The organism is Flavobacterium swingsii, assembly GCF_900111965.1.
Classification (GTDB): Bacteria; Bacteroidota; Bacteroidia; order Flavobacteriales; family Flavobacteriaceae; genus Flavobacterium; species Flavobacterium swingsii.
Genome location: NZ_FOJT01000003.1, coordinates 314,265 through 326,808, shown reverse-complemented (window position 1 = coordinate 326,808; position 12,544 = coordinate 314,265). Strand labels below are relative to the sequence as shown.

The window sequence follows — 12,544 nt, the reverse complement described above, 5'->3', positions numbered from 1 at the left end:
ATAAATTACCAAATTTTGGTACATTAGCAAAAATTTAATCACTTATCATGGGAAAGAATACATCTATATCTTTAGGTAATCATTTCGAAACTTTTGTCGAAAAAAGTATTTCAAAAGGTCGTTTTCAAAATGCAAGTGAAGTTATTCGCGCTGGACTAAGAATGCTTGAAGAAGAGGAAAACAAAATTCTTGCTTTAAGAAATGAGATTCAAGAAGGTATCAAAAGCGGAATTGCTACAGATTTCGACCCAAAGAAGCATTTAGAAATGTTGCAAACAAGCAAAAGAAAGTAAATGGCTAAATATCATTTGACCAACAAGGCTGTCGAAGATTTATCCGAAATTTGGGATTATACTTATAATGAATGGTCAGAAAAACAAGCTAACAAATATTACAAATTCTTATTGGAATCATGTCAGGAAGTTGCAAACCATCCTAAGTTTGGCAAGCAGTATGAAGAAGTACATAAGGATTTGTTGGGATTCAAAAGCAATCACCATATTATTTTCTTTAGAATTATTTTGTCAAAAGAAATTGAAATCATAAGAATACTTCATGAGAGAATGGATTTGAAATCAAAACTCTAATAACCCATGAATTTCTATTGGATAAAAACACCTCAAATCATCAAACGATTATTTAGTAATCAGGTTTGGGATATTCCTAATACCGAAAACAAAATCTATCTCACTTTCGATGATGGTCCAACACCGGAAATAACAGAATGGGTTTTAGAAATTCTAAAAGAAAACAGCATCAATGCGACTTTTTTTTGCATTGGTAATAACATAGAAAAACACCCAGAAATTTTTAATAAAATTATTAATGATGGACATGGCGTAGGAAACCACACTTTCAATCACAAAAATGGTTGGAAAACCACAACAGCAGATTATTTGCAAAATGTTGAATTATGCGAATCTGCAATCAAAAATCAACTCCCGAAAGCTTTCGGGACTAAAATCCGCAATCTTTTCCGTCCGCCTTACGGAAAAATAAAGCCTTCGCAATCTAAAAAATTACGAAATTTGGGTTACAAAATAATTATGTGGGATATTCTAACTGCCGATTTTGATGAAAAAACATCTAAAGAAAAGTGTTTGGAAAATGCGACCAAAAAAGTAACTTCCGGTAGCGTTATTGTCTTTCACGACAGTGTAAAAGCATTTAAAAATTTAGAATATGCTTTGCCCAAAACCATTCAAATCTTAAAAGAAAAAGGATTTGTGTTTGATGTAATACAATAATTACATAAATCTATAACTGCTCCTGAACCAGTGTGATAATAGAATTTGCATCTAACTCACCCGATTGTCTCCACATCATTTGTCCGTCTTTATAAATCATCAGTGTAGGCAAACCTTTTATACGAAGCGCTTCGGCAAGTTCTTGGTTTTTGTCTACATCTATTTTTATAACTTTGGCTTTATCGCCAAGTGCTGCAGCTACGTCCTTGATAACAGGATGCATCGATTGTGAAGATTCATTCCAGTCTGTATAAAAATCGATTAGAACAGGAACTTGTGCATTTATTAGTTCTCCAAATTTTGACATAGTATAATTTTATTAAACTTTGTTATACAAATATAGTGTTTTTAACACATTAAGCCACGTTTTGTCCTTTTTTTAGACGAATTACTGTTATTTCGGGCATAATTCCTACTCGACCAGGATAAGCATGAAACCCAAAACCACGATTTACATAAATATATCGTCCTACATTTTCGTATAATCCAGCCCATTGTTTGTACATATATTGCGCCAAACTCCACTTAAACCAACCCGGAATTTCGATACCAAATTGCATTCCGTGTGTGTGTCCTGATAAAGTAAGTTGTATGTTTTTTTCATGATTTTTTACAATTTCTTCCCAATGACTCGGGTCGTGACTCATTAATACTTTAAAATCTGAGTTTGAAACTCCTTCCGAAGCTTTATCGATATCACCAAAAGAACCAAAATGCTTGCCCCAATTTTCTACACCAATTAAAGCGATTTCATCATTGTCTTTTTTAATTTTTATATTTTCATTCAACAATAATTTGAAATCTATTTGACGGTGCAAATCTTTTATGGCGACAAAATTTTCTGCTTTTTCTGCTTCCGAATCCCAATCTAAATAAGCACCATAATCATGATTACCCAGAACAGAAAACTTACCAAAAGCTGGTTTTTCTAATCGATTGAAAGTTTCAATCCACGGATGCATTTCATCTGCTTTGGCATTTACAATATCTCCTGTAAATAGTAATATGTCCGATTTTTGTTCATTAATCAAATCCATAGCATAATTTATTTTTTCAGAATCATCAAAACTTCCACTGTGAATATCCGAAATATGCGTAATCGTAAAACCATCGAAAGCATCAGGTAAATCCGGGAAAAATATATTTTGTTTGATGACTTTAAAATTATATTTCCCAATCGTAACTCCGTAAATTAACGATAAAAAAGGAACTGCAGCCAATCCTAATCCTATTTGTGATACAAATTTTCTTCTTGAGGCAAGAAAAGTCGTTCGATTGTCGTTTTTGATAAAATAATTAATCGATCCAGAAAATAATCTGTAAACATCTTCGCCAAACATAAAAATTGTAATAACTAATTTTGGAAGTAAAACAACAAGCAATAAACCTAAAGTGAATAAACTTTGTGGCGTTTGTCCCACTTTACGGTCAAACTGAAAAATATAATACGTTACATAAACCACAATCAAAGCGCTTATAACAAGGTAAGCTTGCAAAATCCATTTGGTTTTAATAACGGTTCTAAATGCCTGATAAGAATATATTTCTACAAACAACAACAATCCTATAAGAAGCAAAAATCTAGTTAACATTTTGAAAATTTTAAGCAAAATAACGAAGAAAGTTATAACAAAGTTGTTTTGTTAATCAAATTTTAACTAAAAGATGTTTTGTTTGTATTCGAATGATTATTTTTGAAAAATCTATTTATTTAAAACAATCATGAAAAATCTTTTTTTAATTTTCACTTTATTAATTACAAGCATAACTTTTTGCCAAGAAACATACACTATGAAGTCTGGCGGAAGAATATTCAATTCGAAAGGAGAAAGACTAAATTCGACTAAAGTAGCAGAGAATTTTAATCAAGAAGCGCTTAAATTATACAAAGCTGGTCGAACGAAAAAAACACTTGGAAATATTTTTTTATACGGAGGGATTTCAACAATAATTATCACACATCTTTCAAAAGTTAAAAATGCTGGAGTTCAATCAGATGGCACGTTTGGAAAACCAACAAGTAATACAATGTATTTTGTTGGAGCTGGAATAGTATTAATTTCTATTCCTATCAAAATTGGTTTTCAAAATAGAATTAGAAAATCAGTTACTATAATGAATGAATACAATCCCAAAACAGATAAAGTTTCTATCGAGTCAACAGATTTAATGGTAAATGCTAACGGAATTGGAATTTCTCTAACTTTTTAAAAATAAAAATGTCACAAAAACACCTTTACCTTCTCGATGCTTATGCCTTAATATTTCGTGGTTATTTTGCTTTTATAAAAAACCCAAGAATCAACTCTAAAGGCATGGATACTTCTGCCATTATGGGATTTATGAATGCCTTGATGGATGTTATTAAACGTGAAAAACCCGATCATTTAGCCGTAGCATTCGACAAAGGCGGAAGTACGTACCGTTACGAAATGTATAAAGAATACAAAGCCCATCGAGACGAAACGCCCGAAGCCATAAAAATTGCCGTTCCGTACATTCAGGAATTATTGAAAGCCATGCACATTCCCATTGTCGAAGTTCCTGGTTTTGAAGCCGATGATTTAATTGGAACTCTAGCAAAACAAGCCGAAAAAGAAAATTTTAAAGTCTATATGGTTACGCCAGATAAAGATTTTGCGCAATTGGTTTCCGAAAATATTTTTATGTACAAACCCGCAAGAATGGGCAACGACATCGAAATTTGGGGAATTCCAGAAGTTTTGGCAAAATTTGAAATTACTAATCCATTACAGGTTATCGATTTTCTAGGAATGATGGGCGATGCAGCCGATAACATTCCAGGATTACCTGGTGTTGGCGAAAAAACCGCAAAGAAATTCTTGGCAGAATATGGTTCGATGGAAAATCTTTTGGCCAATACACATCAATTAAAAGGAGCAATAAAAGATAAAATCGAAGCCAATAAAGACAAAGGAATTCTCTCTAAAAAATTAGCCACTATTCTACTCGATTGTCCTGTGACTTTTAATGCGGAAGATTACGAATTATCAAAACCTGATGTTGAAAAAACAGACGAATTGTTTCAAGAACTAGAATTTCGTCAAATGAAAGCGCAGTTTGATAAATATTTTGGAACTGGAAAAGAATATGACGAAATTGATACAAATGGTAACGGAACTTCAAACGATACGCCACAACCAACTAAAAAAGCTCCAGCTAAAAAATCGAACGAAGATCAATTCGATTTATTTGGTTTTTCTGACGACGAAAGTGGCGAAGTAAAATCAAGTTCTCATTATGCGACATTAGAAGACACTGAGCATTTTTATCAAACTATTGAAGGTGATTTCGCTGTAAAATTACTTTTGCAAAACTTAATGAATCAATCTTCAGTATGTTTTGATACCGAAACCACAGGAATTGATGCTTTGAATGCCGAATTGGTTGGAATGTCATTTTCTTTCGAAAAAGGAAAAGGATTTTACGTTCCGTTTCCAGAAAACCAAGAAGAAGCCCAAATTTTAGTAGATAAATTTAAACCATTTTTTGAAAGTGAAAGCATCGAAAAAATTGGTCAAAACATCAAATATGATTTAAAAATTCTGTCTCATTACGGTGTTTCCATCAAAGGGAAATTATTTGATACGATGATTGCGCATTACTTAATCAATCCTGATATGCGTCATAATATGGATGTTTTATCGGAAACCTATTTGAAATATTCACCGAAATCAATTGAAGATTTAATTGGTAAAAAAGGCAAAAACCAAAAATCGATGCGTGACGTTTCTTTAGAAGAAATTAAAGAATATGCTACCGAAGATGCTGATGTTACCTATCAATTAAAACAAAATTTTAGTCCAATTCTCGATAAAGCCGAAACCAAAAAATTGTTTGATGAAATCGAAATTCCGTTAATTCCCGTTTTGGCCGCAATGGAATTAGAAGGAATTAATCTTGATGTTCCGTTTTTACAATCGATGTCGGTCGAAATGGCAAAAGAAAGTTCTCAATTAGAACAAAAAATCTACGAAACTGCTGGCGAGAAATTCAATTTGGCTTCACCAAAACAACTCGGAGATATTTTATTTGATAAATTAAAAATCGGCGGAGCCAAACAAAAGAAGACCAAAACAGGTCAATACGCCACTGGCGAAGAAATTCTAAGCTATTTAGAAAAAGACAATCCAATTGTAAAAGACATTCTCGAATGGCGACAAATGGTGAAACTGCAAAGCACTTATATCGATGCTTTACCAAACCAAGTGGACAAAAAAACTAATCGCGTTCACACCGATTATATGCAAACTGTTGCAGCTACAGGACGTTTGAGTTCTAACAATCCAAACTTGCAAAATATTCCGATTCGTACCGAAAGAGGACGATTAATTAGAAAAGCATTCATCGCTCGTGATGAAAATTACACACTAGTTTCTGCGGATTATTCTCAAATAGAACTTCGAATTATTGCTGCTTTATCTGGGGAAGAAAATATGATTGCTGCTTTTCAAAATAACGAAGATATTCACAGAAGTACAGCCGCAAAAGTATTCAACGTTCCATTAGAAGAAGTCACAAAAGAACAACGTAGCAATGCCAAAACAGTAAATTTTGGAATTATCTATGGTGTTTCTGCTTTTGGATTGAGCAATCAAACTGATTTGTCGAGAAAAGAAGCTTCCGAATTAATCGATGCTTATTATGCGACTTATCCAAAATTGAAGTCATATATGTCTGAACAAGTCGATTTTGCCAGAGAACATGGTTATGTACAAACGGTTTTAGGAAGACGACGTTACTTGAAAGACATCAATTCGGCCAACCATATGGTAAAAGGTGGTGCCGAACGAAATGCTGTAAATGCACCAATACAAGGTTCGGCAGCCGATATCATCAAAATTGCGATGATAAACATTCATAAAAAATTAACTTCAGAAAACTGGAAATCGAAAATGTTGCTTCAAGTACACGATGAGCTTGTTTTTGATGTTCATAATTCTGAATTAGAGAAAATTCAACCGATGATTAAACACGAAATGGAAAATGCATTTAAGATGGATGTTCCGTTAGATGTTGAAATTGGAATTGGTAAAAATTGGTTGGAAGCGCATTGATAATAACACTATCCCTTGCAGGGTTTTAAACCCTGCAAGGGTTCTAGAGTTCTAAATAAAAAAATTATGAAAAAATCAATCTTATTATTAGCATTTATATTCTCGCTTTCACTTTCAGCGCAACAAAAAACACGTTTCGACAAAATAGATAGTTTGCTTGTTTACCTAAACCAAAGCAGCAAGTTTATGGGACAGGTTTGCATTCGCGAAGCAGGAAATGTGGTTTTCGAAAAAGCGTATGGTTTTGCCAATGTCGAAAATAGTTTGAAAGCAGACAAAAACACCAAATACAAAATTGGTTCGATTACAAAAACCTTTACTGCAGTGATGATAATGCAGTTAATTGAAGAAAAAAAGTTAAAACTGGACACTAAATTAAACAAGTTTTATCCTCAAATTCCGAATGCTAACAAAATTACGATTCACGATTTGTTGCATCATCGCACAGGAATTTTAGACTTTATAAACGGCGATTCTACTGTAAATGTTTATCAAAAAGTATCCAAAGACGAAATGATTGCAAAAATCGCAGGTTATAAATCGGTTTTCGAACCCAATTCTAAATTCGAATACAGCAATTCTAATTACTATATATTAGGTCGAATTCTGGAAGATATTTCTAAAAAAGATTATGCAACCAATCTTGATGAAAGAATTATAAATAAACTTCAATTACAAAACACATCGATTGCGACCAATGTAGATCCAACTAAAAACGAAAGTTATTCCTATAATTACACTAATAAAAAATGGACCATTAACAAAGAATGGGATATGTCGCAAGCTTTTGGCGCTGGAAATATTGCCTCGACTACTGGAGATTTGACCTTTTTTCTAGATGCTGTTTTTAATGGTAAATTACTAAAGAAAACCTCAGTAGATGAGATGACAAAACTAGAACAATCTTACGGAAAAGGATTGGTTGTATTTCCTTTTGGCGAAAGAAAATTCTTTGGTCACACAGGAGGAATAGAAGGTTTTCGAGCTGTTGCAGGATATTATCCAATAGAAAAAACTGGTGTTTCGCTTATTGTAAATGGCGATAATTATAACCGTAACGATATTATGATGGGAATTTTGAGTATTTATTACAAAATGCCTTTTCAATTCCCAAATTTAACCACGTTTGAAGTTTCTAAAGACAAGTTAGAAAGTTATCAAGGTGTTTATGCATCGGCACAATTACCAATCAAAATCACCATCAAAATCGAAAAAGGAGAGTTAACCGCACAAGCTACAGGACAAGGTTCTTTTGCTTTAAATCCAATTAGCGAAACCGAATTTATATTTGATCCCGCAGGTGTAAAACTTACATTCGACGGAAAAAACATGACTTTGAAACAAGGCGGCGGACAATATCTTTTTACTAAAGAATAAAAATAAAACCAAATGAACTGGGAACAACTATTATCACTAAAACGTCAAGGCGACACAAGCAAACGATTGCGAAAAGAACAAGACGATACCCGCTTGGGTTTCGAGGTCGATTATGACCGAATTATATTTTCGTCCGCTTTCCGTAGTTTGCAAGACAAAACGCAAGTGATTCCGCTTTCTAAGACTGATTTTGTACACACACGATTAACACATAGTTTAGAAGTTTCGGTTGTGGGAAGATCTATCGGACGTTTGGTCGGTAAAAAAATTATCGAAAAATATCCACATCTTCAAGAAATACATGGTTATCAACCAAACGATTTTGGCGCTATCGTTGCTGCGGCTTGTTTAGCACATGACATTGGTAATCCGCCGTTCGGACATTCGGGCGAAAAAGCTATTGGCGAATATTTTTCGATAGGAAAAGGACAACAATTTAAAGACAAATTGACCGATAAACAGTGGCAAGATTTAATCGATTTTGAAGGCAATGCCAACGGATTTTCGGTACTTACAGCAAGTCGCCCAGGAGTAACCGGAGGCTTAAGACTCACTTATGCGGTTTTAGGGGCTTTTATGAAATATCCAAAAGAAAGTTTGCCAAAAAAACCAACTTCAAATATTGCCGATAAAAAATACGGATTTTTTCAAACAGATAAAGATTTCTTCCAAGAGGTTGCTTCAGAGTTGGGAATGATTCCTAATAAAACTGGAAACGATATTGGTTACGAACGCCATCCACTCGCCTATCTTGTCGAAGCTGCCGATGATATTTGTTATACTATTATCGATTTCGAGGACGGAATGAATCTTGGTTTGGTTTCGGAAGATTTTGCTTTAGAATATTTGATAAAATTGGTAAAAGACAGTATCGATTCTAACAAATACAACACTTTAACCACAAAAGAAGATCGTATTAGTTATTTGCGTGCCTTGGCTATTGGAAGTTTAATAAATGATGCTGTAAAAATATTTATAGAAAACGAAGAACTAATATTAGCTGGAAATTTTCCTTATTCATTAATGGATAAAAGCAAATACAAAGCCCAAATGGATGACATCATTAAGCTAAGTGTAAAAAGTATATACCAAAGCCGTGAAGTTATCGAAAAAGAATTAATTGGCTATCAAATTATCAATAGCCTACTAGATAAGTTCGTTACCGCTTACAACAACAAACACGAGGGAAAAGCAACAAATTTCGATGCATTATTACTAAAAATTTTACCTGAAAAATACCATTTAGAAAAAGACTCTTTATACGAACGATTATTACATATTTGCCATTTTGTATCGATGCTAACAGACGGAAATGCATTGTTGTACAATAAGATTGTATCTTAAAAACTCAATTTTAACTCTTGGGAATTTTGTTTTTAAAAAAAAAATACTACATTCGTTGCTTAATCCAAAATTTAAATCATAAAATTATGAAAAGAAATTTATTTTCAACAATTTGTGCTTTACTTATTTTTGTTACTGGTTTCTCTCAGAGTAAACTTGAACAAAATACCAAGAAACCAACCAACAAGAAAGAAAATGTTGTGGTTTCTAATGGTAATTTAACAAAAAAACAAGTTAAAGAATTACGCAAAAAACACGCTTATTATTTAGCGAACAACAAGATTAATAAAACTTTTGCTTTATCTAGATCTGAAAGAAAAGCTGCAGGTTTACCACCTAACAAATATCAAGAACAAGAGTGGTTAATGACTATGAATCCTGCATTAGGAAGACCAACTCCTGATAATTTAGGATTTATTAGAGCCGAATTAGAAAAAACCAGAAATGAAGCATTATCTGGTAGAATTGTAGGTGATGGTGTAGATAATCTTTGGCAAGAAAGAGGACCAAACAATGTTGGTGGTCGTACTAAAGCTATGATTTTTGATCCCACTGATGCAACTGGTAATACAGTTATAGCTGGTGGTGTTAGTGGAGGTTTGTGGAAAAATACAAACATCACATCTGCAGCAACTGTTTGGACTAGAATAGCAACACTACCTGAGCATTTAAATGTTCAGAATATTACTGTTGACCCTAATAACTCTAGTACTTGGTATGTAGGGACTGGAGAATCTTATACAGGAGATGCAAACGGAAATGGTATTTGGAAAACTACAAATGCTGGTACCTCATGGACAAGAGTATTTGGAGGAGGAACTGTTTCATCTACACAAAGCGCGTCTTACAATTTAAATATTTTTGCTCCTTCAAACGCAGGAGTAATAAGAGGATACATCACTGCTTTAGCTAGTTTTGGTGCACCCGTTGCTAGTTTAGGCGCAAACAGACAAATCGTTTTAGTAAATGACGGAACTGCAGGAAATAACGCAACAACTGGGTATCCACTTTCTACGGAAGGATGTGCTGCTTCAGCAGCTGGTTATTTTACAGGGAAAATTGCACTTATAAGAAGAGGTACTTGTACTTTCGAAGCTAAAGCCCTTGAAGCAGAAAATGCAGGAGCTGTGGGTGTAATCATTATGAACAATGCCCCAGGAGCTGGAGCAGTTGGAATGGCAAGCTCAAGTTTAGGAGCTACAGTACCAACTGTAATGATTTCAAAAGAAGATGGTGATTTATTGGTTGCCAATTTAACTAACCTAACAGGTAATTTTGCTGCAACAGCACCTGGAGCATTTACAGGTACTGCGGTAAGCGGAATTCAATATATTAATGACATTGCTATTAAAAACAATGGTGGTGTATCTGAAATATACGCAGCAGTTGGAGATTCATTTAATGGAGGATACATAAATTCATCTAATTATGGTTTGTTCAAATCTGTAGATGGAGGAACAAATTGGACTGGTCCATTAAGTTTACCAGTTACTGCTAGTGGTAACAAAACTTGTCCTTTTGATTTAGAAGTTGCCGTAGGTGGAACCGTTTGGGTTTCAACTACAGACAGTAGCACATTTGGTGACGGAGGAGGAAAAATATTTTCTTCTACAAACAATGGAGCAACTTGGACACTAAAACATACTATAGTAGGAAATGGTGGTGGAGCTAGAGTTGAAATTGAGGCTTCTAATACAACAGCAGATGTAATATATGTATGTTCACAATTAAACCAAGCAGATACTGCTGCTCCAACTATTGAAGTACAACTTTTGAAAACTACTAATGGTTTTACTACAGCACCTAGCGTTCTTAGTTTACCAGCAGGTGATGAAGGCAGAGAAACAACTTATGGTTTTACAGGAGCGCAAGCATTTTATGACATGATGATCGAAGTCGATCCTACAAACGATGCTATTGTATATGTAGGAGGAATCGATTTATACAGATCTGCAAATAGCGGAGCCTCTTGGACAGGTATTTCAAACTGGATGGCTGATGTTCACTCTGATCAACACGCAATGGCATTTAAACCCGGAACCCCTAATGCTGGAATTTTCGGAAATGATGGAGGAGTATATTATACTGCAAGTTTATCTGGAACTACAGCAACGAGTAGAAATTCTGGATTTAATGTAACTCAGTTTGTAGGTGTTGCCGTATCTCCAACTGGAGTTACTGGTCTTACTAACGACTTTTTTGTAGCTGGCGCACAAGACAATGGTTCAAATTATTTTCCTTCTTCATTAAGTACCACAACTGGTGTTCCTACGGGTACTGTAAGTGGTAGTACCGAGGTTCAAGGTGGAGATGGTGGTATACCATTATTTAAACAAAACGCAACTTCTTCTGCAACTTCTTATTATGTAACAAACTACGTTTACAATGATCAAGTGATAAAAAGAGGCTTAAATGGGGCAACTCAAAAAACGCTAAGTAGCGGTGTAGCTAATCGTGGATTATTCTATCCTGCGATGACACTAGACTCAGCTAATGACATTGTATATTCAGATTTTACAGATGGTACAAACCGTGTTTATACTGTTAGAAGATATTCTGCTTATACAGGTGGTCCTGCACCATTAAGAGTAGATTTAACATATCCTACTTTATTTACTGCTTACCCAACCGCTTTACGCCCTGGTAAAGCAACAGCCACAACCCTATACGTAGGGACATCAAACTCTAAATTATTAAAATTAACTAATGCTAATACGGTAACTGCAGCTAACTCAACGGCAGGAACTGGATGGAGTGATATTTCAGTTGGTTCAGGTTTCGTAGGGACTATTTCTGATATAGAATTTGGAGCTACAGATCTTCAAATATTTGTAACCTTAAAAAACTATGGAACAACTAATGTTTGGTATACACTAAACGGTGGTACAAACTGGTATAGTATTGAAGGTGATTTACCAGATATGCCAGTACATACAATTTTACAAAACCCATTAAATGCTAACGAAGTAATGATTGGTACAGAACTAGGCGTTTGGTATGCAAATACATTTAACCCAGCTACATCTGCTACTCAAGCCTTAAACTGGAGACAAGCATATAATGGAATGAGTGGTGTTAAAGTAACTGATTTAGATTTACAACCAAACTCACCAACGGCACCAACAGCCTATAATGTTTTTGCTGCTACTTATGGTAGAGGTGTGTTTTCTGGACCTCTAACAGCGGCTCCGTTATCTACAAAAGAGAATGATATTATTTCTAGTACGTTTAACGTTTACCCAACTGTAAGTAATGGAAATATAACTATCTTGTCTGGTAAATATTTTGGACAAACAAAGTTAAACGTATTTGATATCTCAGGTAAAAATGTATTTTCAAATACAATTGATTTAGATAGCTCTGAGCAAAAAATTAACTTAGGTAATTTGAGTTCAGGAAATTATATCTTAAAAATTTCAGGTGAAAACTTCGAAGGAACTAAGAAATTAATTATCGAATAATACGATTAAAACCAAACTAAAAAGCGTTCACAAATTG

At 34.2% G+C, this 12,544-nt stretch carries 10 protein-coding genes; 8 read left to right on the top strand and 2 right to left on the bottom strand.

Annotation, left to right across the window (positions count from 1 at the left end; translation table 11 throughout):
* Positions 1 to 47 precede the first annotated feature (47 nt).
* Genes BM053_RS06635 through BM053_RS06625 form a run of 3 tightly spaced genes read left to right on the top strand, consistent with a single transcriptional unit; the run spans position 48 to position 1,247 of the window.
* Positions 48 to 293, top strand: a complete 246-nt coding sequence (locus tag BM053_RS06635; RefSeq protein WP_091475382.1) for a type II toxin-antitoxin system ParD family antitoxin — start codon at positions 48 to 50, stop codon at positions 291 to 293.
* Positions 294 to 587, top strand: a complete 294-nt coding sequence (locus tag BM053_RS06630; protein WP_091475380.1) for a type II toxin-antitoxin system RelE/ParE family toxin — start codon at positions 294 to 296, stop codon at positions 585 to 587. It abuts the gene before it with no gap.
* A 6-nt stretch (positions 588 to 593) separates the two neighbouring features.
* Positions 594 to 1,247 (top strand): polysaccharide deacetylase family protein, encoded by a 654-nt coding sequence (locus BM053_RS06625; protein ID WP_091475378.1) that lies wholly within the window; start codon positions 594 to 596, stop codon positions 1,245 to 1,247.
* A gap of 10 nt (positions 1,248 to 1,257) precedes the next feature.
* Here the strand turns inward: BM053_RS06625 and BM053_RS06620 are convergent, their stop codons facing one another.
* Together BM053_RS06620 and BM053_RS06615 are read right to left on the bottom strand one after the other, a co-directional pair.
* Positions 1,258 to 1,554 (bottom strand): thioredoxin family protein, encoded by a 297-nt coding sequence (locus BM053_RS06620; RefSeq protein ID WP_091475376.1) that lies wholly within the window; start codon positions 1,552 to 1,554, stop codon positions 1,258 to 1,260.
* A 49-nt stretch (positions 1,555 to 1,603) separates the two neighbouring features.
* The gene (locus BM053_RS06615; RefSeq protein ID WP_091475374.1) at positions 1,604 to 2,839 is read right to left on the bottom strand and encodes a metallophosphoesterase; all 1,236 of its coding nucleotides are present in this window, start codon (positions 2,837 to 2,839) and stop codon (positions 1,604 to 1,606) included.
* Between the two features lie 130 nt (positions 2,840 to 2,969).
* Between BM053_RS06615 and BM053_RS06610 the strand changes: the two genes are divergently transcribed.
* From BM053_RS06610 to BM053_RS12270, 5 genes are all read left to right on the top strand, one after another.
* On the top strand, positions 2,970 to 3,458 hold the full coding sequence (locus tag BM053_RS06610) for a hypothetical protein (protein ID WP_091475372.1): 489 nt from the start codon (positions 2,970 to 2,972) through the stop codon (positions 3,456 to 3,458).
* Positions 3,459 to 3,466: 8 nt separating this feature from the next.
* Positions 3,467 to 6,325, top strand: a complete 2,859-nt coding sequence (polA, locus tag BM053_RS06605) for a DNA polymerase I (protein WP_091475370.1) — start codon at positions 3,467 to 3,469, stop codon at positions 6,323 to 6,325.
* A gap of 66 nt (positions 6,326 to 6,391) precedes the next feature.
* Positions 6,392 to 7,702, top strand: a complete 1,311-nt coding sequence (locus BM053_RS06600) for a serine hydrolase domain-containing protein (protein ID WP_091475368.1) — start codon at positions 6,392 to 6,394, stop codon at positions 7,700 to 7,702.
* 12 nt (positions 7,703 to 7,714) lie between these two features.
* Entirely contained in the window at positions 7,715 to 9,046 is a 1,332-nt protein-coding gene (locus BM053_RS06595; protein WP_091475365.1) for a deoxyguanosinetriphosphate triphosphohydrolase, read from the top strand.
* Between the two features lie 86 nt (positions 9,047 to 9,132).
* Positions 9,133 to 12,507 carry a PA domain-containing protein gene (locus BM053_RS12270; protein WP_143076470.1) on the top strand — a complete coding sequence of 1,125 codons (3,375 nt, stop codon included), beginning with the start codon at positions 9,133 to 9,135 and terminating at the stop codon, positions 12,505 to 12,507.
* Positions 12,508 to 12,544 lie beyond the last annotated feature (37 nt).

Bases quoted from the DNA above. Each gene is read 5' to 3' on its own strand.
- BM053_RS06600 (WP_091475368.1), top strand. From the start codon at position 6,392: ATGAAAAAATCAATCTTATTATTAGCATTTATATTCTCGCTTTCACTT.
- BM053_RS06595 (WP_091475365.1), top strand. From the start codon at position 7,715: ATGAACTGGGAACAACTATTATCACTAAAACGTCAAGGCGACACAAGC.
- BM053_RS06630 (WP_091475380.1), top strand. From the start codon at position 294: ATGGCTAAATATCATTTGACCAACAAGGCTGTCGAAGATTTATCCGAA.
- BM053_RS12270 (WP_143076470.1), top strand. From the start codon at position 9,133: ATGAAAAGAAATTTATTTTCAACAATTTGTGCTTTACTTATTTTTGTT.
- BM053_RS06625 (WP_091475378.1), top strand. From the start codon at position 594: ATGAATTTCTATTGGATAAAAACACCTCAAATCATCAAACGATTATTT.
- BM053_RS06620 (WP_091475376.1), bottom strand. From the start codon at position 1,554: ATGTCAAAATTTGGAGAACTAATAAATGCACAAGTTCCTGTTCTAATC.
- BM053_RS06615 (WP_091475374.1), bottom strand. From the start codon at position 2,839: ATGTTAACTAGATTTTTGCTTCTTATAGGATTGTTGTTGTTTGTAGAA.
- polA (WP_091475370.1), top strand. From the start codon at position 3,467: ATGTCACAAAAACACCTTTACCTTCTCGATGCTTATGCCTTAATATTT.
- BM053_RS06610 (WP_091475372.1), top strand. From the start codon at position 2,970: ATGAAAAATCTTTTTTTAATTTTCACTTTATTAATTACAAGCATAACT.
- BM053_RS06635 (WP_091475382.1), top strand. From the start codon at position 48: ATGGGAAAGAATACATCTATATCTTTAGGTAATCATTTCGAAACTTTT.